Annotated in this window: 18 protein-coding genes; 4 read left to right on the top strand and 14 right to left on the bottom strand. The window is 71.9% G+C overall.

Annotation, left to right across the window (positions count from 1 at the left end; all coding sequences use genetic code 11):
- Positions 1 to 8 precede the first annotated feature (8 nt).
- The 4 genes from ACIRDU_RS21805 to ACIRDU_RS21790 all read right to left on the bottom strand — a co-directional run bounded on the left by ACIRDU_RS21805 (position 9) and on the right by ACIRDU_RS21790 (position 5,050).
- Positions 9 to 773, bottom strand: a complete 765-nt coding sequence (locus ACIRDU_RS21805) for a DUF4142 domain-containing protein (protein ID WP_403581831.1) — start codon at positions 771 to 773, stop codon at positions 9 to 11.
- A 136-nt stretch (positions 774 to 909) separates the two neighbouring features.
- Positions 910 to 3,726, bottom strand: coding sequence for a beta-L-arabinofuranosidase domain-containing protein (locus ACIRDU_RS21800; RefSeq protein WP_403581830.1), 2,817 nt, complete (start codon positions 3,724 to 3,726; stop codon positions 910 to 912).
- 129 nt (positions 3,727 to 3,855) lie between these two features.
- Complete coding sequence (locus ACIRDU_RS21795) at positions 3,856 to 4,554, bottom strand: HAD family hydrolase (protein WP_403581828.1); 699 nt, start codon at positions 4,552 to 4,554, stop codon at positions 3,856 to 3,858.
- 19 nt (positions 4,555 to 4,573) lie between these two features.
- A complete protein-coding gene (locus tag ACIRDU_RS21790) occupies positions 4,574 to 5,050 on the bottom strand; it encodes an Lrp/AsnC family transcriptional regulator (protein WP_403581826.1) in 477 nt (158 codons plus the stop codon).
- Positions 5,051 to 5,248: 198 nt separating this feature from the next.
- Here ACIRDU_RS21790 and ACIRDU_RS21785 point away from each other — a divergent pair, with 198 nt between their 5' ends.
- Together ACIRDU_RS21785 and ACIRDU_RS21780 are read left to right on the top strand one after the other, a co-directional pair.
- Positions 5,249 to 6,739 (top strand): FUSC family protein, encoded by a 1,491-nt coding sequence (locus tag ACIRDU_RS21785; protein ID WP_403581824.1) that lies wholly within the window; start codon positions 5,249 to 5,251, stop codon positions 6,737 to 6,739.
- Positions 6,740 to 7,080: 341 nt separating this feature from the next.
- On the top strand, positions 7,081 to 8,106 hold the full coding sequence (locus ACIRDU_RS21780) for a lactonase family protein (protein ID WP_403581822.1): 1,026 nt from the start codon (positions 7,081 to 7,083) through the stop codon (positions 8,104 to 8,106).
- A gap of 89 nt (positions 8,107 to 8,195) precedes the next feature.
- Here ACIRDU_RS21780 and ACIRDU_RS21775 read toward each other — a convergent pair whose 3' ends face one another.
- Together ACIRDU_RS21775 and ACIRDU_RS21770 are read right to left on the bottom strand one after the other, a co-directional pair.
- Complete coding sequence (locus tag ACIRDU_RS21775) at positions 8,196 to 9,119, bottom strand: sirohydrochlorin chelatase (RefSeq protein WP_403581820.1); 924 nt, start codon at positions 9,117 to 9,119, stop codon at positions 8,196 to 8,198.
- 110 nt (positions 9,120 to 9,229) lie between these two features.
- Positions 9,230 to 10,201 carry an N-acetylglucosamine kinase gene (locus tag ACIRDU_RS21770; RefSeq protein WP_403582211.1) on the bottom strand — a complete coding sequence of 324 codons (972 nt, stop codon included), beginning with the start codon at positions 10,199 to 10,201 and terminating at the stop codon, positions 9,230 to 9,232.
- Between the two features lie 163 nt (positions 10,202 to 10,364).
- Between ACIRDU_RS21770 and ACIRDU_RS21765 the strand changes: the two genes are divergently transcribed.
- Positions 10,365 to 11,042 carry a uracil-DNA glycosylase gene (locus tag ACIRDU_RS21765; protein WP_403581818.1) on the top strand — a complete coding sequence of 226 codons (678 nt, stop codon included), beginning with the start codon at positions 10,365 to 10,367 and terminating at the stop codon, positions 11,040 to 11,042.
- A gap of 21 nt (positions 11,043 to 11,063) precedes the next feature.
- Here ACIRDU_RS21765 and ACIRDU_RS21760 read toward each other — a convergent pair whose 3' ends face one another.
- The 7 genes from ACIRDU_RS21760 to ACIRDU_RS21730 form a co-directional block, all read right to left on the bottom strand.
- Complete coding sequence (locus ACIRDU_RS21760) at positions 11,064 to 12,089, bottom strand: LacI family DNA-binding transcriptional regulator (protein WP_403581816.1); 1,026 nt, start codon at positions 12,087 to 12,089, stop codon at positions 11,064 to 11,066.
- Between the two features lie 111 nt (positions 12,090 to 12,200).
- Entirely contained in the window at positions 12,201 to 14,084 is a 1,884-nt protein-coding gene (locus ACIRDU_RS21755) for a sugar-binding domain-containing protein (RefSeq protein ID WP_403581815.1), read from the bottom strand.
- Positions 14,081 to 15,358 carry a family 1 glycosylhydrolase gene (locus ACIRDU_RS21750; RefSeq protein WP_403581813.1) on the bottom strand — a complete coding sequence of 426 codons (1,278 nt, stop codon included), beginning with the start codon at positions 15,356 to 15,358 and terminating at the stop codon, positions 14,081 to 14,083. The genes ACIRDU_RS21755 and ACIRDU_RS21750 overlap by 4 nt, the downstream gene beginning before the upstream one ends.
- On the bottom strand, positions 15,355 to 16,236 hold the full coding sequence (locus ACIRDU_RS21745; protein WP_403581812.1) for a carbohydrate ABC transporter permease: 882 nt from the start codon (positions 16,234 to 16,236) through the stop codon (positions 15,355 to 15,357). Before ACIRDU_RS21745 ends, ACIRDU_RS21750 begins: the two co-directional genes overlap by 4 nt.
- On the bottom strand, positions 16,236 to 17,195 hold the full coding sequence (locus ACIRDU_RS21740) for a carbohydrate ABC transporter permease (RefSeq protein WP_403581810.1): 960 nt from the start codon (positions 17,193 to 17,195) through the stop codon (positions 16,236 to 16,238). Before ACIRDU_RS21740 ends, ACIRDU_RS21745 begins: the two co-directional genes overlap by 1 nt.
- 66 nt (positions 17,196 to 17,261) lie before the next feature.
- On the bottom strand, positions 17,262 to 18,587 hold the full coding sequence (locus ACIRDU_RS21735; RefSeq protein ID WP_403581809.1) for an ABC transporter substrate-binding protein: 1,326 nt from the start codon (positions 18,585 to 18,587) through the stop codon (positions 17,262 to 17,264).
- A gap of 329 nt (positions 18,588 to 18,916) precedes the next feature.
- Positions 18,917 to 20,074 (bottom strand): WD40/YVTN/BNR-like repeat-containing protein, encoded by a 1,158-nt coding sequence (locus ACIRDU_RS21730; RefSeq protein WP_403581807.1) that lies wholly within the window; start codon positions 20,072 to 20,074, stop codon positions 18,917 to 18,919.
- Between the two features lie 212 nt (positions 20,075 to 20,286).
- On the opposite strand from ACIRDU_RS21730, the gene ACIRDU_RS21725 reads away from it, so the two are divergent.
- A complete protein-coding gene (locus tag ACIRDU_RS21725) occupies positions 20,287 to 20,871 on the top strand; it encodes a hypothetical protein (RefSeq protein WP_403581805.1) in 585 nt (194 codons plus the stop codon).
- A 4-nt stretch (positions 20,872 to 20,875) separates the two neighbouring features.
- Here the strand turns inward: ACIRDU_RS21725 and ACIRDU_RS21720 are convergent, their stop codons facing one another.
- Entirely contained in the window at positions 20,876 to 22,894 is a 2,019-nt protein-coding gene (locus ACIRDU_RS21720) for a HEAT repeat domain-containing protein (RefSeq protein WP_403581804.1), read from the bottom strand.
- Positions 22,895 to 22,954: the final 60 nt, after the last annotated feature.

The raw sequence follows: 22,954 nt of genomic DNA, 5'->3' as shown, positions 1-22,954 counted from the left end.
TACCCGGCTCAGCCGGCCGACGGAGACGGCGCCGGCGCCCCATAGGACGGATTGGGGGCGACCGTCTGGAAATCCTTCAGCTCTTCGGGGATCGGCAGCACGCGGACCGGCGCACCCTGTTGCGGCGGCGGCGGTGTCGTCTGCTCCTGGGGCAGCTTGGGCGGGGCGGTGATCTGGAAGCTGACCTGCTCCTGGTTGATCAGGCCGGTCTTCTCCAGGACCGTGATGTGGTCGAGAACGGTGTCGTTGGTCGTGTCGGCGAGCTCCCGCACGAGGCTGTTACGGGTGGTCGCCCGGATCTTGGCGATCGTCGGGAAGATCCCCCCGTGCGCGACGCGCATGATGGTCACCGCCGTGGATTCGAACTCCTTGCCGGTGCTGCCTTCCGCCGTCGCCACGAACTGCTGCTGCTGCGGCGACGCCTCGTTCGGCAGGGTGATGCCCAGGTCCGTGGAGACCTTGCGGCAGCCCGCGTCGAGCCGGCCGTGACCCACGAGCAGGTGCTTGGCGACTTCCTGCATCTCCGGCGACGAGCTCCGCTGCTTGATCAGTTGCCCCAGCGGGTACTCCCACAGGCCGGCCGCGCGCACGCGGACCACGAAGTCGCGATCCGCCTCGGTCAGCGGACCCCACTGGGTGTTGGCGATGATGCGGTCCTGGCCGGAAGCCGCGTTCTGCACGCCCAGCATGCTCGGGTAGGCGAGCGCGGTGAGCGTAAGGATCAACGCACCGCCCACGAACGCGGTTCCTGCCGTGCTGCGCGAGATGCGCATCGTGCCTCCTGGGATATGAACGGCCCAACACCAAGAGGTACGGATGCCAGGGGCGAAACAATCACCCCTGCCGTAAAAAAGTTCGGGCGGGTGCGGCGCCCGCCCGGACGCCTCACCCGACCCGTCGGGCAGGCGCTCAGGGCTTGTACGAAGCCGCCCCCGCCGTCCCCACCACCTTGTCCCCATCCGTCCTGGTCAGCAGCCCGGCCGTCACCCACGCGTCCACCGTGGACCGCACCCGCGCCACCAGCGCCCGCTTGTTCCGGAACGGCGCCCCGGCCCAGATCTCGTCCAGCAGCGTGGTGCCGTCCAACTTCGCCGGGTTGGCGACGCCCGAGTCCCGGCCGCCGAACACGACCTTCGGCTCGGCGCGCCGGAAGTAGGCGTGCGTCGGATCCTCCGTCCCCTCGGAGAAGGGCGCCCACTCGGTCCCGTCCAGCGTGAAGTGCAGCGGCTTGCCCGGCACGGGCGTGAGAGACGGTGAGAGATCGCCGGACAGACCGGCGTCGCGGTACAGCCCCACCTTCAGGTGTTCCGTGGCCGCGTCGCGGGCGACGAGGTTGACCGGCCCGTGGAACAGGGTCTGCAGGGACGCGTCGTCCAGCGCCTTCTCCACCCGCGTCCGGAACGGCAGGGCGATGCGGACGGTGTCGCCGGCCCGCCAGGCCCGGGACACGTCGAAGTAGCTCCCCGGCTTCGGAGTCCCGGACACGGCACGTCCGTTGACGGTCACCCGGAACCCGGCGGTCGCCCACGACGGCACCCGCAGTCGCAGGGTGAAGGAGGCGCGTGCGCCGCCGAAGGTCAGCGTGCTGCCCTGCTCCTGGGGGAAGCGGGTGGTCTGGGTGACCGTGACGCCCTTCTCCGCCCAGGTCAGCGTGGACGGGCTGTACAGGTTGACGTACAGGGCGCTGCCGTCGGCCTTCGCGAAGTACACCGAGTCCTGGTACTTCGTGGCGCTCTCCATACCGGTGCCCTCGCAGCAGGTCGTGCCCTGCTTGGGCGTGTAGTCCCGGACGTGACCGGGCGTCAGCCCGATGAAGTACGTGACGAGCGGCTTCTCGGCATCCGGCTTGTCCTGCTTGGAGCCGAGCACCTGGTTGTACAGGGCCCGCTCGTAGTAGTCCATGTACTTCGGCTCCTGCTCGTGGAAGAACAGGGTCCGGCTCAGCTTGAGCATGTTGTACGCGCAGCAGGTCTCGGCGGTGGTCGCGCCGATCGTGCCCGCGATCACGTCCCGCGCCTTCCAGAACTCCTGGGTGCTGGTGCCGCCGATGCCGTACATGCGGTGGGGAACGACCATGTCCCAGAAGTTTCTCGCGGACGTGAGGTAGCGCTCCTCGCCGGTCTCGTCGTACAGCCGTACATAGCCGGTGAAGATCGGTATGTGCTGGTTGGCGTGCAGGCCGTCGAGGATGTCGGTGTTCGCGGCGCACGCGTCGATCAGCCGGTCGAGGTCGAACAGCCGGGCCAGCGCGAGGTGTTCGGGCTTGCCGGTGATCGTGTGCAGGTCGCAGATCGCCTCGACGATGCCGCCGAACTCGCCGCTGGAGAAGATCCCCCACATCCGCTGGAGCGTGGCCTCCGGCAGCTTGGACAGCCGTGAGTACATCCAGTCGCACATGCCGGACGCGAGATCGAGGGCCCGGTCGTCGTCGGTGGCGGTGTACGCGTCGAGCAGACCCTTGAGGATCTTGTGCGCGGTGTAGTACGGCGCCCACACCTTGGTGTAGTCGGAGCTGGTCCTCGACTCCAGGTCGATGAACTGCGTCTCCGGGTACGCCGCGAGGAACCCGGGGTGGCTGGGCCCGCCCCAGGTGCGGCGCAGGCCGGCGGTCAGGCCCCGGCCGGAGGCGTCCGCGAAGGCCCCGCCGGCCGTCTCGTCGAAGGCGTACGACACCAGGTCGCCCCGGCCTGTCGAGGCGTCGGCGGCCCGCTGACGCTGCAACTCGCCGATCTCGGCGGCGGTCAGCGCCCGGGAGAAGACGTTGAACTCCTCGAAGGCGCCCGCGAAGACGGGGTCGGCCGAGTAGTTCGAGCGGCCGAGCCAGTTGTTCTTCAGCGGGCCGAGAGCCGCCGGGGTGAGGCTCATCGCGGTGTTGCGCGCCACGGCGGTGCCGTTGACGTAGAGCGTGCCGGTGCCGCCCGCGATCGTGACCGCAAGGTGGCTCCACTGGTCCAGCGGCAGCGGGGCCGTGCCGTTCAGGCCCTGCTCGCCGCCGGCTCCGGACGTGGTGACGGCGAAGCGCGGCACCCCGGCCTGGTTGCGGGCGGCCAGGTACAGGTAGCGGTGGGTGTCGTTGCCGAAGTCGAAGATGCGGGTCCAGTCGGCGTCGTGGGTGGGCCGGACCCAGACGGAGAAGGTGATCGCCGAGGCCCCGCCGAGCACGGCGGCCGGCAGGTCCACGTACTGGTAGGAGCCCCGGACCTGGTCCGCGGCGGCCCCGAACCTCCCCTCCACGCTCAGCACCGCCGGATCCCGCCGCAGTGCGGCGCGTACCTCGGTCAGCGCCCCGACCATGGTGCCGATGCGGTCCGCGAACACCCGCTCCCCGGTCCCGCGGTACGCCTGCGCCAGCATGGTCAGGAAGTGGCCGGTGTAGTGACCCCGCAGATTGCCGTTGGCCTCGCCGTCCAGCCCCTCCCAGCCACCCGGCGCGACAGCGCCGCCCGTGGCCAGACCGGCGTTGGCACGGAACACCTGGAGCAGCCGGTTCACGTCATAGCCGCGGGCGTGATCCAGCATCAGCTTCCGCTTGTCGGCGAAGACGCCCGGTCCCAGGCTCACGTCCTCCAACCCGAAGGGCCGTACGGTCCATGCGGACGGGGAGCCGGCGGCGGCAGCGGTGGGAGCCGCCGCGGCCCGTCCCGTCGCCGCCCACGACAGCGCGGGGACGGCCGCGACGACGCTCGCTGCCTGAAGAAGGGATCGTCTGGAGAGGGGTCGTGCCATGTGTGCTCCTCCACGGGTCCGAGTGCTCGGGGGTGGTCGAGAGTGGTCGATATTTCGAACGCTGTACGGATGATCGACCAGACCCTAGGGAGGGGGCGGGGGAGCGTCAACGGGTCGGGAGGGGCGAGTTCAGGAAAGGCCGCCGGCCGAGCTCACGAGCCAGTCGTAGGCGGACCGCGCCGTGAACTCCTTCTGGCCGCCCCGCAGAAGCAGACTCGCGGTGGCGAACTCGGGTGCGTCCGCCTGCGCCGGGACGTAGGGGATCGCGATGCACCGCATGCCGGCCGCGTGCGCGGCGGCGGCACCCGGAGCGGCGTCCTCCAGCACGACGCAGTCGGACGAGGCCGCGCCGAGCCTGCGGGCCGCCTCCAGGAAGACGTCCGGAGCCGGCTTGCCGTGCGCGACCTCGTCGGCGGAGACCACCGTGTGCAGGTGCGCGTCCAGTCCGGTTCCGGTCAGCACCGCCGCGATGGCCTGCGGGGACGAGCCCGAGGCCACGGCCATGGGCACGCCCTCGGCCGCCAGCAGCTCGACGAAGGAGCGCATCTGCGGGTAGGCGCGCGTGGCGCCGCGGGCCAGCTCAAGATAGCGGCGGTTCTTGGCGGCGAGCAGTTCGTCCACCGAGGCGGACAGGCCGTAACGGTCCTTCCAGTCCGCGACGGTCTCCTGTGTGCTGATGCCGACGTACCGCTCGTGGTCCGCCCAGGTGAAGTCCTGGACGCCGTACTCGGCGAGCGTCTGCCGGCCTGCCTCGTAATAGTTCGGCTCGCTGTCCACGAGCGTTCCGTCGAGATCGAAGATGACCGATATTCCGCGGAGCATGCTCATGGCGCCATGCTCTCAAAGATCATCCGCGGGCCGACCGTCCGATCGACTCCACCAGCGGCAGCAGCCGGTGGGGGACGCGCTCGCGCAGGGCGACCTCGGTACGGGTGCGTACCACCCCGGGCATGCTGATCAGCATCTGAACGACGTCTTCCAGGTGCGCGTTGTCCCGCGCCACCACCCGGGCCAGCAGGTCCCCGCCACCGGTGATCGAGAACGCCTCGACGATCTCCGGCACCGCCGCCAGCGCGTCGCCCACCTCGTCGAGATGGCCCTGGGTGACCTCGATGTGCACGAACGCGAGCACCGGATGCCCGAGCGCGGCGGGGGAGAGGGCCGGTGCCGTGCCGGTGATCACACCGTCGCGCTCCAGCCGGTCGAGACGGGCCTGAAGGGTGCCCCGGGCGACACCGAGGGTCCGCGCGTACTCGCGCACACTCGTACGCGGCTGCTCCAGCAGCAACCGCAGGATGCGGGTGTCGAGCTCGTCCACGGGCATGGCGCGTCCTCCTCGTCCGTTGGCTCTGCCGCGGCCGCCCTCCGGCCGCTCCGGCTGTACCAATGGCCCAGTCTAGCGAGGGCCGGTTGAGCCAGTGGCCTCCGGGATGCTGATATGGGGGAGTCGATGGCGCTGCGGACCCCGCGGCGCCTTTTTCATGCGTACTCATGGCCGGTGTGTCGAAAGGGGCGGTAAGCGGTGCTGAAGAGGGTGTTCACGGCTCCGGATCCGGGGCGGACGCGGTTGCGGTTCGCCACCCGCGCCGTGCTCGGCATCGCGCTCGCGGTCGCCGTGTGCGGTCTCGCCGGGCACTCCCTCGCGGGTGCCGTCACCGGCGGTCTCGCCGCCCTGCTCGCCCTGTTCACCGTCACCGACGCCACAGTGCGCGGCCAGGCGGTCACGACCGCGCTGCTGCCCGCCGTCGGCCTGCCCGTGCTCACCGCCGCGGCCGAGCTGCACGACCACCCGGTGGCCCGGGACCTCACCTTCCTCGCCGTGGTCGGCGCGGGCGTGTACGCGCGCCGCTGGGGGCCGCGCGGCCACAGCCTCGGCGTGTTCGCCTTCATGACCTTCTTCGTGGCGCAGTTCCTGCACGCCACCACCGATCAGCTGCCCCAGCTGTACGCCGCGGTACTGCTGTCCGTCCTCACCGCCGCCGTGGTGCGCTTCGGCCTGTGGTGCTACGAGCGCCGCCTGCCCGTGCCCGCCGTGCCCGCCCCGCCGGGCGGCACCGGCCTGGCCCGCGTGACCACCCGCCAGGCGATCCAGGCCACCGCCGGAGCCGGCTTCGCCCTCGTCGTGGGCCAGCTGGTGTCGGGGCAGCGCTGGTACTGGGCCGTCGGAGCCACCTGGTGGATCTTCGTCAACACCACCTCGCGCGGCGAGACCCTGGTCCGCGGCTTCCGGCGGCTCCTCGGCACGGTCATCGGCATCGCCCTCGGCCTGTTCGTCGCCGTGCCCGTGCACGGCGACCCGACCGTCACGGCCGCGCTCGCCGCCGCCTGCGTCTTCGGGATCTTCTACACCGCCGCCGTGTCCTACACCTGGATGATGCTCTGGGTGACCCTGCTCGCCGGACTGCTCTACGGCCTTCTCGGGGTCCTCGGCCCGGGCCTGCTCGCCCTGCGCCTCGCCGAGACCGGCGTCGGGGCGCTCGGCGCCGCCCTGGCCGTGATCCTCGTCCTGCCCGTCACCACCCACAGCGTCACCGACGCCTGGATCCGGCGGGCCCTGCGCTGCGTGCACGCCTGCGCCGTCGAGACCGCCCGGCGCCTGGCGGGTGCGGCGGACGCCGACCCGGCCCCGCGCGTGGCGGAGCTGGAGCAGCTCCTCGCCCGGGTACGGCTCTCGGTCGCCCCGCTCGTGCACCCGCTGAACCCGATGCTCGGCCGCAAACGGCGGGCCCGGCACGTACTCGCCCTCCTCGACGACTGCGCCCGGGAGATCCGCGGCCTGGTCGCCGTCGCGGCCGATCCCGAGGCCTCCCACGACGCCCGTCTGGCCACGGCCTGCCGACGGGTGGAGGCCGCCGTCGAGGCCCTCACCGAGGGCAGGGACATCGCGACCCACGCGGACGGGCTGCCCCACGCCGAACCCGCCCTGGCCCACCTGCACGGCCTGGAACGAGCCCTCTCCGAACTGGCCCGCCCCCTGCGCACACTGCCGGGCTCGCCGCTGGTGGGCGCCTGACGGGACGCCGTCCGCGTGCCCTGCCGGTTGCGACGTGGGGTCGGGGCTCCTTGCGCGCGGGGCGGTTTCCGGATGGGCTGGTGTCTGCTTCGGCCGACTGGCCGGCTTGATGCGGCCGCGTCGCTCACAGTCGGCGGATGGCTGACAGGGCGCCCTCCGATGGCCTGGCGTCGGCTCGGGCCGCCCGGGCCCTGTGCGGCGGCCCGGGCCGCCGCTCCAGGCGCGGCCGTACCCCGTCGGGCTCGGGTCCGACCGGGCGACCCGCCCTTGACCGCTTGGTCTAGACCGCGCATGATCGGCTGCGAGGTCCTTCCGGGCGGCACGGGTGAGAGGGGACAGCGGTGGCGGACGGCAGGCGGCGGGCGTTCATCGGGTCGTTCACGGCGGCCGGCGGCCCCGGGATCGTGACGGCGGAGACCGACCCGGGCAGCGGCGCGCTGACCGTGCTGAGCAGTGTGAACGCCGTCCCGGACCCCTCCTGCCTGACGCTCTCGCTCGACGGGAAGACGCTGTACGCGGTCAGTGAGACGGCCGACGGCGCGGTGGCCGCGTACCGGGTGAGCGGGGACAAGCCCGAACCGGCCGGGCGGCCCGTGCCGGTCGACGGCAGCGGTCCGACCCACCTCGGTCTGTACGCCGGCCACCTCCTGACCGCCAACTACGGCTCCGGCAGCGTCACCGCGGTCCCCCTCCGCCCCGACGGCACCCTCGCGCGATCCGCCTCCGGCGTGCTCCGGCACACCGGCGCGGGGCCGCACACCCCCCGCCAGCAGGGGCCGCACGCCCACCATGTACAGCCCGACCCGAGCGGCCGCTGGGCCGTCAGCGTGGACCTCGGTACGGACTCGGTGCGGGTGTGCACCCTCACGGACGGCGCCCTCACCCTGCACCGGGAGACCGCCCTGCGCCCCGGCTCGGGGCCGCGCCACCTGGCCTTCCACCCGGACGGCTCGCACGCCTACGTCGTCAACGAACTGAGCCCCTCCGTGACCGTCTGCCGCTGGGACGCGGCGGAAGGCGCCCTGACGCCGTTGTCCGAGACCCCGGTCCTGCCCGGAGCACCGGCGCGCGACGCCTACCCGTCGGGCATCGTCGCCTCGCCCGACGGCCGCTTCCTCTGGACCGCCACCCGCGGCGAGGACGTCCTGTCCGTGCTCGCCGTCGAGGGCGAGGAGCTGCGGCTCGTCACCACGGTGCCCTGCGGCGGCCACTGGCCGCGCGCCCTCACCGTCTCCGGCGGCTTCCTGTACGTCGCGAACGAGCGCTCCGGCGACGTGACCTGGTTCGCCGCCGACCCGCACACGGGTGTCCCACGACGCGCCGGTTCGATCAGGGTGACGGCCGCATCCTGTGTGGTCCTGGACTGACGGCAATGTGAGGGCTCGCCGGACACCCGCTCTACGACAGGAAAGGCCCGCTCCGAACCCGGAGCGGGCCTTTCCCGGTGGTACGCGCGTCAGCGGACCGGCGCGCTCTGCGCCTGCGGCGGCGCGATGCCCAGTGCCGTCGTGTACTTGGCCAGAGCCAGCTTGCCGATCGCCGGGTAGGGGCCGAGAGACTCGGCGGCGGAGCAGCCCGCTTCCTTGGCTGCCTCCTCGACCAGGCCCTGCTCGATCTCCGGGCCGATCAGGTACGGCGCGAGCGCCAGCTGGTGCGAGCCCGAGGAGCGCAGCTGCTCGGCGACGGACGCGATGGAGCCCTCCTGGTCCAGGGCCGCCGCCATCACCGGCACGGCGAGGCGCGCGGCGAGCAGCATGCCGGTGATCCCGGCCGCCTGCACGGCCTCGTCACCGCCCACGGAGGCCAGGATGATGCCGTCCGCGGCGGTCGCCACGGTGAACAGCCGGGCGCGGTCGGCACGGGCCAGACCTGCCTCGGACAGCCGCACGTGCAGCGCCTCGGCGAGCAGCGGGTGCGGGCCGAGGACATCGGTCAGCTCGGCGGCGACACGGCTCTCCATGAGGGCGTGGCGGACCTGGCGCAGCAGCGCGCTGTCCGGGCCGGCGAGCAGCGGCACGACGACGGCGACGGGGCCGTCGGGCGTCTTGACGTCCATGCCGGCGGCGCGGGCCTGCTCGAAACGGGCCGTGCGCTCCTCGGCGGCGTGCACGAGCACGGCCTGCAGCGAGGGGAACTCCGCGTTGTCCCCGTCGAGGTACCCGATCCGGGCGTCGAGGCCGGGCAGCTCGGAGCGGGCGATGCTCACGACCTCCTCGGCGAGGCTGCGCGTGGCGCTACTGGGCGTCCCCGGCACGGCGAGGACGAGCGCGGGCGCACCCTCGGGAGCAACCAGCGGCTCGGGACGGCGGTGGCGTCCGGGCTGGCGGGGGCGCGGCATTCGTACGGGCAGGCCATCCGCGGGCCCAGTGGGGGAACTCATGGCGCCGCATGTTACTGGCTTCTTGGGTTCCTCTGTTCGGGGAGGGTGCAGGTGAGCGGTATCCGTCCTGTTTTGTCTGATGAGTTACGTACGGACCGGTTATGGTCGGATCAATCGCCCGACCGGGTGGTCACGGACAGCATCCTCTCGTCACCCGGCAGCGTGAGCGAACCGGTGCTCAATTCGGCCGCGAGGCGCACCGAGCCGTCCAGCGGATCGCCCTCGGCCGGCACCCGCCGCGCGTGCGGCAGCCGCTGCGCCAATTCCTCGTCCAAGGGCCCGAGCAGCGGGTCGCCCAGCTTGAACAGGCCGCCGGTGACGGCGACGTGCGGCTCACCGCCGGAGGGGCACACGGCCGCGGCGGAGTCGGCCATGTGCCGGGCGGCGGCGCGAAGGATGCCCGCGGCGACGCGATCCTCGTCCGCGCAGGCCGCCACGCGGGGTGCGAAGGAGGCGAGGACGGCCGGCCGGTCGGGACGGGGATACAGCGCGCCGGGCAGCCCGGCGGCGGGCCCGAACACCTCCTCGGCGCAGGCCAGCAGCCGGGCTGAGCCGTCCTGGCGCCCGTCATGGGCGCGCAGCGCGGCTTCGAGCCCGGCCCGCCCGATCCAGGCGCCGCCCCCGCAGTCGCCGAGCAGATGCCCCCAGCCGTCCGCACGCCGCCAGCAGGTGAGGTCGGTGCCGATCGCGATCAGCCCCGTACCGCCGGCGATCACGGCACCGGGGCGTGGCCCGAGCGCACCCACGTACCCGGTCACGGCGTCGGCGGCCAGTGCGACCCTGTCGACACCCCACTCCCGGGCCAGGGCACCCGGCAGTTCGGCGCGCAGCCCGTCGCCCAGGGAGGCGAGCCCGGCCGCCCCCACGACGGCGGCCGTCAACGGCATCGGCCCGGTCTCGTCGGTCAACGCCCGCACCAGCGGGACGAGTTGCATCATGAAGTGCTCGGGATCGATACCCCTGTCACCCGTGCGGACCGGCTCGCCGGACGCCCGCCGGGCGAGTGGTCCGCGCTCGGCGGTTCCCACCACCACCCGGAGTCCGGATCCGCCGGAGTCCACGGCGAGGAACCCGCGGTCCACGGGACGCGACACGATCCCCTCCTTCCCGGCGGCCCGGACGCGCACGTCGCACAGCGGGGCCGAAAACCTCGACGGGGAGGAAGAGTAGCGGCGGGGCCGCACCTCCGGGCCGTGATCCGCGGCCGGCGCGGAACCCCGGCATGTGCCAGTAGAGTGACGCGGCGTGGCACCACGACCGTTGCACGAACTTGTCGAAGCGGGCTGGGCGAAGGCCCTGGAACCCGCAGCCGAACGCATCGCGGCCATGGGGGATTTCCTCCGGGCCGAGATAGCGGCGGGCCGGACCTATCTCCCGGCCGGGGCGCATGTCCTGCGGGCCTTCCAGCAGCCCTTCGACGACGTACGGGTCCTGATCGTCGGCCAGGATCCCTACCCCACACCGGGCATGGCCATCGGCCTGAGCTTCGCGGTGGCGCCCGAGGTGCGTTCGCTGCCGGGCAGCCTGGAGAACATCTTCCGCGAGATGCACTCCGATCTGGGGCTGCCCAGGCCGTCCAACGGGGACCTGACGCCGTGGACCCGGCAGGGCGTCCTCCTGCTCAACAGGGCGCTCACCACGGCGCCGCGCAGCCCCGGCGCACACCGGGGCAAGGGCTGGGAAGAGGTCACCGAACAGGCGATCCGGGCGCTGGCCGCGCGCGGCAAGCCGCTGGTGTCGATCCTGTGGGGGCGTGACGCGCGCAACCTCCGGCCGCTGCTGGGGGATCTCCCGGCGATCGAGTCCGCCCACCCCTCGCCGATGTCGGCCGACCGCGGCTTCTTCGGCTCGCGCCCGTTCAGCCGGGCCAACGATCTGCTGATGCAACTGGGCGGCCAGCCGGTCGACTGGCGACTGCCGTAGACCGGGAACCGGCGCCCGGGGTCAGGGCCGCGCGGTGCCCCGTGCGCCGCTGCTCTCCCGCACGACGAGCCGGTGCCCGGCGTAGAGCACGGCGGGAGGCGCCTGCTCGGTGTCCTCTATCCGGCGCAGCAGCGCGGTGACGGCCAGCCGGGCGAGTTCGGCCTTGTCGGGTGCCACGGTGGTCAGGGAGGGCACCGAGTACTGGGAGAGCTCGATGTCGTCGAACCCGGCGACCGCCACGTCCCGTGGCACGCTCAGACCGTGGTCGGCCGCCGCCCGCAGGGCCCCGGCCGCCAGCAGATCGTTGAAGCAGAACACCGCTTCCGGTGGCTCGGGCAGCTCCAGCAACGACCGCATCGCCCGCACGCCGTCGGCGAGCCGGTAGGCCGAGACCTCGCACATCAGGGCGGGGTCGTAAGGAACACCGGCGCGGTACAGGGCCTCCTGGTAGCCGCGCACGCGCTGGTGGGCGGTGGCGGAGGCCGGGCCGTGCTGGGCGCCGATCGCCGCGACGCGGGTGTGGCCGAGGGAGAGCAGGTGAGCGGTGACCTCCCTGGCCGCGGCGACGTTGTCGATCAGCACGTGATCGACCGGAAGGCCGTAGTCCCGCTCGCCGAGAAGGACCAGGGGCATCCGGCGCGGACGGGAGGCCAGGGCTTCCTGGTCGAGGCGGAGAGGGCTGAGCAGTACACCGTCGATGAGTGAGGACCCGAGCCCGCAGGCGATCCGCAGCTCCTCCTCCGGGTCCCCGCCGGTCTCCTCGATCAGAACCGTGCTCGAGAGGTCCTTGGCCGCGGCGATCACCGCCGCGGCCAGTTCGGCGAAGTAGGGAGCCGCGAGGTCCGGCACCGCCAGCGCCAGGATGCCACTGCGCCCCGTCCTGAGGTGGCGGGCGGAGGCGTGCGGCCGGTAGCCGAGCTCGGCGATGGACCGGAGGACCCGCTCGCGCGTGGCGTCCGACACATGTGCTTCGCCCCGTACGACGTTGGAAACCGTCTTGATGGACACGCCCGCATGCTCGGCGACGTCCTTGAGGCGAACCCCCATGACCGACTGTCCTTATCCGAAGGGGGCACTCCGCGGCTCGCCCCGGCTGTTGCGCTCCTTGAGCCTGCGAAGGAGGAGCAGCATCCTACAACGTTGTCGCTGCGACCCCGGTCAGCCTTGAGCCTCCTCCACCTCCTGCCGGTGCCGGTCGAGGGCCTCGGTGGGCATGGCGGCCGAGGGGCGCCCGACCATGCGGCGGATCTCCGCGACCGGCACCTTCGCCTCCCGCCCGGCGGTGAGCAGGCCGTTGGTCTCCTGTTCCGTGTCGGTGAGTTGGGTGTAGCAGAACCCCGCCAGTTCCGGGGAGTCCGTCACCGCACGGAAGAGTTCACCGAGCCGGCTGCGCAGTTCGTCCGGTGACGTCACCGTCGAGTAGCCGAACCACTCCTCGCCCTCGGGGCGGTAGCTGAGCCCACCGAACTCGGTGAGCAGTACCGGGCGCCCGCCGCGCGGATCCCGGGCGTCGGGGTGGAGCACGACCCGGCGGCCGCCCGGACGAGCGTCGGTGAGCATCGCCTCGACGGCGGCTGCCGAGCCGTAACGGTCCCGCAGCTCCTTCCCGGAACCGGCGTAGTCGTGGATGGTCCACATGTCGCTGTCGGGCATCTCCCAGCCGTCGTTGGAAATGACGGGCCGCGACGGATCGAGGGCACGGGTCAGGTGCACGACGCCCTCGACGAAGGCCCGCTGGGCGGGCGAGTCGGCGATGTCCTGCACCCCCCAGCTCTCGTTGAACGGCACCCAGGTCACCACCGAGGGGTGGCTGCGGTCCCGGCGTACCACGTCCATCCACTCGGTCGTCAGCCGGCGCACCGCCTCCGCGTCGAACGCGAACGCGCCGGCCATCTCGCCCCAGACCAGCAGACCGAGCCGGTCGCACCAGTAGAGGAAGCGGGGGTCCTCCACCTTCTGGTGGACCCGGGCGCCGTTGAAACCGAGTTCCTTGATCAGCTCGACCTCGCGGCGCAGCGCCCCGGCGCTCGGAGCCGCCAGGTGCGACTCCGGCCAGTAGCCCTGCTCCAGAACCATGCGCAGGTAGTACGGACGGCCGTTGAGCAGGAACCGTCCGTCGGCGGTCCCCGTGGTGCGGATGCCCAGGTAGCTGGTGACCTCGTCCACAGGGTGCTCCACGCCGTCCGCCGTGCGGATCAGCAAGGCGACGTCGGCGTCGACCAGGGTGGGGGACCCGGGCGACCACAGCAGCCGGTCGAGGTCCTGACCGTTGCGCAGGGCCGGGACGGCGATGTCCATCACCACGCGGTCGTCCGTGACGAGGGCGGACTGCTCGGCGAGCAACTCGGTCCCCAGACGCAGCCCGACCCGCACCACCAGCCGGTCGCCGGACCTTCGGACCGGGCCGCGCAGGACCGCGTCCAGCCGGACCGACGCGCCGGCGATGTCGGCGGTCCAGCACAGCTCCGCGACATGTGTCCGGGAGACGAGCTCCAGCCAGACGGGCTGCCAGATGCCCGTCGTTCGGTGATACCAGATGACGTGTGGGCTGTCCTGCCAGTCCTGTTTGCCGCGCGGCTGGGCGGCGTCCCACGGCAGGTCCTCGGCGCGCACGACGACGGTGTGCTCGTCCTGGCCGGGCGTCAGCGCGGCGGTCACGTCGAAGACGAACGGGGTCATGCCGCCCTCGTGGTCGCCCACGTGGGTGCCGTCCACCCACACCGACGCCCGGTAGTCGACGGCACCGAAGTGCAGCAGAGCACGGCGACCGGAGACCTCACCGGCCGGCAGCCGCAGCGTCCGGCGGTACCAGACGACGGGGTGGTGCGCGGTGTCGCGGATGCCCGAGGCGGGGGACTCCGGGGGGAACGGGACGGTGATGGTGCGGTCGAACGGCGCGGGATCGCGGTGCCAGCCGGCGTCCCGCCCCTCGTCGGCGTCGTCGTGGGCGAAGCCCCACGGGCCGCAGAGATCGGTCCACCCGGCCCGGCGCAGCTGGGGCCGGGGGTGGAGGCCGTCGTCCGCCACGGCATGTGTGTTCACTGTCCTCGCTCCTGACACTGTCCTCGCTCCTGAGATGTGTGTGTCGTGCCCGCCGCCAGGGCACGGAACCGGTCGACCAGGCCGGTGGCCCGGCGCCGCAGGACCGAGCCCGCGTCACGCTCCAGGTCGTACAGCCCCATCTGCACCAGCCAGCGGTCCACCGGTTCCGCCGACTCGCGGTAGAGCCAATCGACGAGGGCGAAGAACGGGAACCAGGTGTAGCCGACCAGCGGCATGCCCTCGGCACGCAGCCGCACGACGGTGTCGACGCTCTCCTCCAGCCACGCGAGCCGTTCGTCCACCGGTCCGCCCCGGCTGGTCTCGGTCAGGAAGAGCGGCTGCTCGTAGCGTTCGGCGTAGCGGTGCAACAGGTCCGTGAGACCCGCGGTTCCCGCCTCGGCGGACCGCACGGCTCCGGTGCCGGCGTCGCGCTCGGCGGTGGTGAAGGCGGGGTAGTAGTTGACGCCGATGACGTCCGGAGTGACGGCGTTGGCGGTGAACCAGTCCAGTTCCGCGTCGGTGACCCCGTTGGCGGCGAGGTGGTGCCGCATCGGGTGCGCTTCGTCCACCCGGCCGAGGACGAGGTCCAGGCCGAGGAAGCGGCGTTCCTCCAGATGTTCGCGTTCTCCGGGCGGCCACGTGCCGGTCCAGCGGAACCCGGCGTCGACATGGACGAAGGTGGCCGACGGCTGCACCTCGGTGATGCGCCGCTGGGTGAGGACCATGCCGCGGGCCAGCTGCGTCAGGATCTTGACGAATCCGTCGTCACCCCGCAGATACGGTGGCCACGTGCCCCGTTCGCCGCAGTAGACGGCGTTGACGACCGGTTCGTTCAGCGGCGTCCAGATGTCCAGCGAACCGGCGTAGCGCTCGGCGACCGCGCCCGCGTAGGCCGCGACGGCCTCCGGGTAGCGGTGGTTCAGGAACTGGTTGTCCAGCCACAGCGGGGTGCCGTAGTGCATCAGGTCCACCACGCAGCGCAGGCCGAGCCGGTCCAGGTGCTCCACGACGCGGTCGGTCCACGTGAAGTCGAAGCGGCCGGGGGCCGGTTCGAGCAGGTACCAGGGGATGCCCCAGCGGATCATGTCGGCGCCGGCGTCCTTCGCCAGGATCAGATCGTCCCGCCACTGGTGGTAGTGCTGCGTCAGTTCGTACTCGTCGAGCCTGCGACGGCCCACGTCCTCCTGCGGGACGAAGGTGTTCTCGATACCGACGGCGAAATGCAGCCGGTCGCTGTGGAACCAGGGGGTCAAGGCGGTGTCCTCGGGGGTCATTTGATGCCGGTGGTCGCGATGCCCTGCACGAAACTGCGCTGGATGAGCAGGAACATGAGGATCACCGGGAGGAGGGAGAGCACGGCCCCGGCCATCAGCATGCCGTACTGGGTGACGTGCTGGCCCATGAACAGGGACAGGCCGGCGGGGATGGTGGCATGGCTGTTGTCCGACGTCATGATCAGCGGCCACAGCAGGTCGTTCCAGTTGTACTGGAAGTGGAACAGGCCGAGGGTCAGCAGTGCCGGTCGGGCCAGCGGCAGGATCACCTGCCAGTAGATGCGCCATTCCGAGGCGCCGTCGATACGGGCGGCCTCCTCCATGTCCCGGGGCAGCGAGAGGAAGAACTGCCGCATGAAGAAGATGCCGAACGCGTTGGTCGCCCGGGGCACGATCATGCCGGTGAAGGTGTTCACCAGGTGCAGGTTGTTCAGCAGGTCGTACAGCGGCACCAAGGTGATCTGGAACGGCAGCATCAGCATCACGAGGATGACGACGAAGACGGCGTTGCGGCCCTTGAACTCCAGGCGGGCCAGCGCGTACGCGGCCATGGAGTCGAAGCACAACGAGATCACGGTGACCGATCCGGCGAAGACGATCGTGTTGCGGTACAGCTCCGCGAACGGGATCGCGTGCCAGATCTCCCGGTAGTTGGCCAGGGTCAGCGCGCGCGGGAAGAGCGTCGGCGGGTTGGTGACGATGTCCTGCTCGGGGCGGAAGGAGGCGAAGAGCATCCAGATGACGGGCAGCAGGACGGCGAAGGCGATCGCGACCGCGGCGACGACGGTGGCCACGCGCCAGGTCCTGGCCAGGGTGAGGGTGCGCCGGTCGTGCAGGTGGCCGGGCCGAACGCCGTTGATGTCGACAGTCGTTGCCATCAGAACGTCACCACTCGCTTGCGGAAGTACGTGAACTGGATCATCGACAGCGCGAAGACCAGCAGGAGCAGCACCCAGGAGACGGCCGCCGCGTAGCCGAACTGGTTGTTCTCGAACCCGATGCGGTAGGTGAACATCACCAGTGTCTCGGTCTGGAAGAACGGACCGCCGTGGGTCATCACGTAGATCTGGTCGAAGGCCTGGAGCGTGCCGATCGCCGCCATGATCGTGATGAGCATCGTCTGGTTGGCCAGCAGCGGCCAGGTGACGTTGCGCAGGCGCTGCCAGGCGTTCGCTCCGTCGGCGCGCGCCGCGTCGTACAACTCGCCGGGTATGGACTGCAATCCGGCCAGGTACATGATCATGTAGAAGCCGACGTTCTTCCAGACGCCGACCGCGATGACGGCGGCCATGGCGGTCGACGGATCCTGGAGGTACCCCTGCTGGGTGGTGATGCCGAGGTGCGACAGCCAGTCGCTCAGCAGCCCGATGTTCGGGTCGAGCAGGAACGACCAGGCGATGGAGACGACTCCCAGGGACACCACGAACGGCAGGAAGACCGCCGAGCGCAGGAAGCCCCGCAGCACCATGGCCCGGTTGAGGAACAGGGCGAGCGCCAGGGCGAGCAGGACACTGATCGGTGTGCTGACCGCCGCGTAGACCAGGGTGTTCCGCAAGGCGTTCCAGACCTGCGGGTCGTGCAGCATGTGGCGGTAGTTGTCGAGCCCCACCCACTGTGCGGCCTGCACCAGGTTGTAGCTCGTGAAGGACAGGTAGCCGGCCTGGAACATCGGCCACACCACGAAGACGGTGAGGATCATCAGGCTCGGGGTGAGGAACAGCCAGGCCGCACGGGCCTGACGGCCGCGGTAGGACAGCCGGGTCCGTGGCCGTCCGCCGTGTCGCGACCAGCGGTCGGCGCGTGCGGCCGGCGGTCGCGACGTGATCTGCAGGGACATCGTTCACCTCATGGACGCCGAGGCGGGCGGAGCCGGGAGGGGATCCTGTCCGGCTCCACCAGCGGTCTACTTGGTCGCAAGTTCCTTCTGCACAGCGGCGTTGGCCTGCTTCAGCACCGCTTCGGCGCTGCCCTTGCCGTTGAGGATGCGCTGCAGGGCGGGGTAGAAGATCTGGTCCTGGATCACGGGCCCATTGATCAGACCCGCCAGGAACGGCCGGGAGTTCTGGAGCACCTTCGGGGAGCCGAAGGCGATCGGGTACGGGTAGCCCTTGAGGTCGGCCGCGGTCACGTCCGTGCGGTTGACCGGGAAGCCCGTGCCCTTGGCCAGCGTGATCTGGGAGGGCTTGCTGTTCCACCAGGAGAAGAAGGTGTAGGCCGCCTTCTTGACCGCCGGGTCGGTGGAGGTCAGGGCGAACGAGGTGACGCCGGCGGAGGTGACCTGGGCCTTCGGTCCGGCGAAGGGCATGGTCACCCCGTAGTCGACGTGCGACTGGGTGAACGTGGTGGTGTCCCAGGGGCCCACGATCTCCATCGCGGCCTTCTGCGTCTGGAAGAGCTTGTCCGCGTCCGCGCCGCCCAGGCCGATGGGGGAGATCTTCTGGTCACGGACCAGGCTCACCCAGTGCTTGACGGCCGCCACCGTCGCCGGGTCGTCCAGCATCGCGCGCTTGCCGTCCTGGCTCACCACCCCGCCGCCGCCCTGCCACATCAGCACGGGGTACATCGGGATGGTCTCGTGGTCGGCCAGCGCGAGCGCGTAGGTGTCGGGCTTGCCGTCGCCGTTGCGGTCCTTGGTCAGCGCGGTCGCGTCCTGTTCGAACTGCGACCAGGTGGCCGGCGGCTTGTCCGGGTCCAGGCCCGCCTTCTTGAACAGGGCCTTGTTCCAGTACAGCAGCAGCGGCGCCGTCTCCGTCGGCACGCCGTAGTTCTTGCCGCCGAACGTCGACGCCTGCGTGGCTGCCGGCACGAGCTTGGAGGCGACGGCCTTGTCCCCGGCGTAGAAGTCGTCGACCGGCTGCAACACGCCGTTGTGGGCGTACTTCGGAATCTGGCCCGGGTCCATGGCGACGATGTCCGGGCCGCTGCCGGAGCTCACGCTGGTCAGCAGCTTCTGGTAGAAGACGTCCCACGGCATCGGGTCCGACTGGACCTTGATGCCCTTGTGGGAGGCGTTGAACTCGGAGACCAGCTTCTCGACCGTCGGACGGTCGCCGCCGGTCAGGCCGTTCCAGAACTTCAGGGTCACCGTGCCGCCGGCCTTGGCCGAACCGCCGTCGCTGTGGGCGGCTCCCTGCCCGGCGCAGCCGCTCAGCGCGAGGCCCAGCACGGCGGCGGCGCAGGCCACCTGCGTGGTCCTGCGCGTACGCAGGGCCCAGTTGGTCGAATCCACGACTTCTCCTCTGTCGGGCGCGGACGTCCCGTGCCGCCCCATGCCATCGAGGTGGATGTGCACGACGCCGCCGGATCGGCAGTGCGTCGGAGGCATTGATATGGCGCTTCGGTAAACGTTGTAAATCCTCGATTGGCAAAGTTCGGGCAGGGAGAGGCCCGACGGCACCCGGAGTGCTCGACCTCGTCACGTGGACATGAGGCGACTGACCTGCCGTGATGTGATCAGCGGGGGCCACCGGCCGGAGGGGGCGTGCGAGTGGCCGAACATGAAGGAGGCCCCGACTCGGGGCCTCCTTCAACGTAGGTAAAGCGGTGGGCGGTCGTCTCTCAGCCGACGACCGCGGCCCGCACGCACAGCACGTCCGGCAGATGTGAGGCGAGCTGCCTCCAGCTGTCGCCGTCGTCCGCCGACGCGAACACCTCGCCGTTGCGGTTGCCGAAGTAGACGCCCGCCGGATCGGCGTCGTCGGTGCACATCGCGTCCCGCAGCACCGTGCCGTAGTGGTCCTCCTGGGGCAGGCCCGCGGAGAGCGGCTCCCAGCTCTTGCCCGCGTCCGCCGTCCGGTAGACCCGGCACCGGTGGTCGGCCGGGACCCGGTCGGCGTCGGCGTTGATCGGGAACACGTACGCCGTGTCGCCTCTGTGCGGATGCGCCGTCGCCGCGAAGCCGAAGGTGGACGGCAGGCCCTCGCCGATGTCCGTCCAGTGGGCGCCCGCGTCGTCGCTGCGGTACACCCCCCAGTGGTTCTGCAGATACAGCCGGTCCGGGGTCGCCCCGTCCCGCGTGACCTTGTGCACGCACTGGCCGAACTCCGGGTTCGGGTCGGGCAGGAACACCGCGGAGACACCCGAGTTGGAGGGCGCCCAGCTCGCCCCGCCGTCCAGCGTGCGGAACACGCCGGCGGTCGAGACGGCGACCGTCACGGCCTGCGGGTCGCGCGCGTCGGTGAGCACGGTGTGCAGGCCCTCACCGCCGCCGCCCGGCACCCACTTCGACCTCGTCGGGTGCTCCCACAGGGGCCGGATCAGCTCGAACGTCTCCCCGCGGTCCTCCGAGCGGTACAGCGCGGCCGGTTCGGTGCCCGCGTACACCACGTCCGGCTCGGCGGCGGCCGGGTGCAGCTGCCACACCCGCTCCAGGGAAGCCCCGGTGTCCTTGGGGAACTTGACGGCAGGCCGGGCCGGTTCGGTCCAGGTCCGGCCGAGATCGTCGGAGTGGAACACGGACGGGCCCCAGTGCGCGCTGTCACCGCCGGCCAGGAGCCGCGGGGTCGCGGCCCGGGTGTCGATGGCGACCGAGTACACGGCCTGCGCGTTGAAGTAGGGGCTCTCGTCGAACTCCCAGGCGCCACCACCTCGCCGGCGCCCGATGAACAGGCCTTTGCGCGTGCCCACGGCGAGCAGTACCTCGGTCATGCCGATCACCTCCGCGGCGTCGTCGTCGACGCCTTCGTCCCAGACACCGGCCAGTTTGCACCCGACCACTGACAGTCACCCCCGGAACCTGCTCCGCCGCAGGTCAGAGGGGTGTCGGGCGCGCGGTCACGCCGTCTTGCGGGCCGTTCCCGGACGCCGCTCGCGCAGGCCGGGACCCGTTCGGACCGTCACGCCGGAGGCGTGCCGTGAGCAGCCGGGCGCCGCCGTCCGTATGGGGAGAGCGGCGGGATGGTCGTGGGCTCGTGAGGAGGAGGCCTTCGATGGCGTTACGTGGTCCGAGGGTGTGGCTGTGGCGCTGGCGGCGCAATCCGCTCAAGCGCCGCGCCGACAGGGTGGAGGCCTGGGTCGTCCTGGGCGTGTGGACGCTCACCGTGCTCGCCGGGGTGCTGGCCGGGACGACGGTGAGCGGGTCCGTCGAGGACGCGCTGGCCAGGGAGCGCGTCGAATGGCGTCCCGTCGTGGCACGGCTCGCCGAGCGGGCCCCAGGAACCGCCTCCGAGAACACCCCCGTGTCCCGCGCCGAGCAGGTGTGGGCGACGGCACGGTGGACCGCCGCGGACGGTTCCGCGCACTCCGGACAGTTGCGGGTCCCGCCGGGCAGCGCCGCCGGGACCCGGGTCACGGTGTGGACGGACCCCGAGGGTCGCCAGGTCACCCGGCCCGTCACCGCGCCCCAGGCCCGCGTCCGGGCCTTCCTGATCGGCGCCGTGGCGGGCCTCTGCGCCGCGGCCGTACCCCTGGTCGCCGGCCGCGCCCTCCGCAGCCGCCTGGAGCGTCGCCGCATCGACCGGTGGGACACCGAATGGTCCCGCTTCGGCCCGATGTGGCGGCGTACGGCCGGGTGACGCCCTACCGGTGGTGCCCCTCCCCGGTCAGCGCCTCCCGGCACACCCGCAGCAGCTCCAAATCCTCGTGTATGCCGTAGCCGCCGCGGTCCGTCCGATGCCGTCGGGGAGCGGCCAGCTCCGCTCGGAGCAGGTCGTGCAGAGGTGTTCCCGCCGGACCCAGGGCCGCGACGCATCCGGCGATCGTCCGGCGCGTGTGCGGGTGCTCCACCCACGCGCCGCGGAGGACGGAAAGGCACTGTTCCGGTTCCCCGGCTGTCCGCCACACCGCGCCCGCGGCCGTGGCCCGCTCCCACGCGTCACCGGAGCCGGCCATCCCGCGCAGCCCCGGCAGGGCGGGACGGGCCGCCGGCCCCAGCCGCCCCAGTACGGCAGCCGCGCGGCGCCGCCGACCGCTCCCGGGGACCGTCAACTCCCTGACCAGCACGGGCAGCACGGCATCCGCATCGCCCGTGACCGACCACAGCGCGTCCGCCGCCGCGACCGCGCAGTCGGTCTCCAGCAACCCGCGCAGATCCGGTATCGCCTCGTGCGCGGCGCTGCCTGACGCCCCGAGGGCGCGAACCGCCGCTTCCGCGACGGCGTCGCGCCGCCGCAAGCCGTCCGGCATGCCGCGCAGCAGACGCGACACCGCCGGTACGGATTCGGCATCGCCCAGTGCGGCGAGGGCCGACAGCAGGGGAACGGCCCGCTCGTGCGTATCGGACGCGTCGAGCGGCACGCGGGCGAGCCGTCGCCGCAGCGCGGGAGCGAGCGGCACGGCCGCGCGGCCCAGGTGGGGTATCACCAGCCCCAGGTCGTTCGGGACGACCGGGCCCGCCAGCACCTCGGCCAGCACCGGCACGGCTCGCGCGTCCCCGGCCCTTGCCAGTGCCTTGAGCGGACCGCCCAAGGACGGCGCACCCCGCTCCCCATGCCGTACCCGAACCTCGGGACGGTACGTCACCAGCGCGTGGAGATGGTCCGCGGCGGGCGCGGCCAGCTCGAAGAGCTCCGCCAGGACGGTGACCGCCGCGTCGTGCAACCCCCCCTCCGCCGCGCCCAGTTGATTTCCGATCAGGGTGACCGGCTCCGTGTGGCCGCTACGCCACTCGCGCAGCAGCCCGGCCGCCATCCACACGCCGTTGCACCGGTCGAGGGGGTCCGGGCTGGTCAACTGCCCGCACAGCAGGGCGACCCGGTCGGCCACCCGGTCGCCGAGCGCGCAGTGCAGGGTCCGCAGCAGCCGGGAGCCCTCCTCGTCCGAGGGGCGCAGACGCCGCAGCCGGCCGGCGAGCGTGTCCGGGCCCGGACCGTCGTACGGGTGGACCGTCCCGGTCCGCTGCCCGGATCTGTCCCTGAGCAGGCGGACGACGGTCGGCACGAGGCCGGCGGGGAGCAACTCCGGGGCACATCCCGCGAGCTGGCCGAGTGCGGCGAGCCGGAGACCGGGTCCGTAAGGGGGCTCGCTCAGCTCGGTCAGCAGGCGCACCGCCTCGGCGGCGTGGACGGCGTCGGTCAGGCGGTACCGCTGCACGAACAGGCCGAGGCTCTCCGCCAGCGCGAGCAGGACCGGGTCGTCCCGCTCCGCGGTGAGCCGCTCCCGCAACAGGGCGAGCACCCGCGACGGTCGGTCGAGGAACCGCACGAGTGCCCCGGGCACCGCCCGGCGCACTCCGGCGTCAGCGTCCCCCGCCAGCCGGACGAAGACATCGGCACGCGCGCGCAGGACCGCACGGGCTCTCGCCGCGAGATCGTGGGCCGGACCACCGATGTCGCCGATACTGACGAGGAGTTCCACCACTCCCGCCCGGTCCGGCACCTCCTCGCTGACGGCGAGCGCGAGGAGAAACGGAACACAGGCGAGCGTCGAGTCGTACACGTCGCCCTGGTGGTGCACGGCGCCGTACATCCCGTCGAGCGCGGTCTGTCGCTCGGCCGGGTCGGCGGAGGCCAGTCCCCGCAGTAATCCGGGCACGTCCTCCGCGCTGCCGTACGCATGGCGCAGCGAGGCCCAGTCGACCTCGTCGATCCCCCTGAACACGTTGTCCTCCCCAGGCGAAGTGCCAACTGACGGGGAGTCTGCACCACGGCACTGACAACG

The organism is Streptomyces sp. NPDC093598, assembly GCF_044764825.1.
Taxonomy (GTDB): Bacteria; Actinomycetota; Actinomycetes; order Streptomycetales; family Streptomycetaceae; genus Streptomyces.
This window is presented reverse-complemented; position numbering and strand designations above follow the sequence as displayed.

Excerpts from the sequence above, each read along its gene's own strand:
- ACIRDU_RS21805 (WP_403581831.1), bottom strand. The coding sequence starts at position 773 with ATGCGCATCTCGCGCAGCACGGCAGGAACCGCGTTCGTGGGCGGTGCG.
- ACIRDU_RS21800 (WP_403581830.1), bottom strand. The coding sequence starts at position 3,726 with ATGGCACGACCCCTCTCCAGACGATCCCTTCTTCAGGCAGCGAGCGTC.
- ACIRDU_RS21795 (WP_403581828.1), bottom strand. The coding sequence starts at position 4,554 with ATGAGCATGCTCCGCGGAATATCGGTCATCTTCGATCTCGACGGAACG.
- ACIRDU_RS21790 (WP_403581826.1), bottom strand. The coding sequence starts at position 5,050 with ATGCCCGTGGACGAGCTCGACACCCGCATCCTGCGGTTGCTGCTGGAG.
- ACIRDU_RS21775 (WP_403581820.1), bottom strand. The coding sequence starts at position 9,119 with ATGAGTTCCCCCACTGGGCCCGCGGATGGCCTGCCCGTACGAATGCCG.
- ACIRDU_RS21760 (WP_403581816.1), bottom strand. The coding sequence starts at position 12,089 with ATGGGGGTTCGCCTCAAGGACGTCGCCGAGCATGCGGGCGTGTCCATC.
- ACIRDU_RS21750 (WP_403581813.1), bottom strand. The coding sequence starts at position 15,358 with ATGACCCCCGAGGACACCGCCTTGACCCCCTGGTTCCACAGCGACCGG.
- ACIRDU_RS21745 (WP_403581812.1), bottom strand. The coding sequence starts at position 16,236 with ATGGCAACGACTGTCGACATCAACGGCGTTCGGCCCGGCCACCTGCAC.
- ACIRDU_RS21740 (WP_403581810.1), bottom strand. The coding sequence starts at position 17,195 with ATGTCCCTGCAGATCACGTCGCGACCGCCGGCCGCACGCGCCGACCGC.
- ACIRDU_RS21725 (WP_403581805.1), top strand. The coding sequence starts at position 20,287 with ATGGCGTTACGTGGTCCGAGGGTGTGGCTGTGGCGCTGGCGGCGCAAT.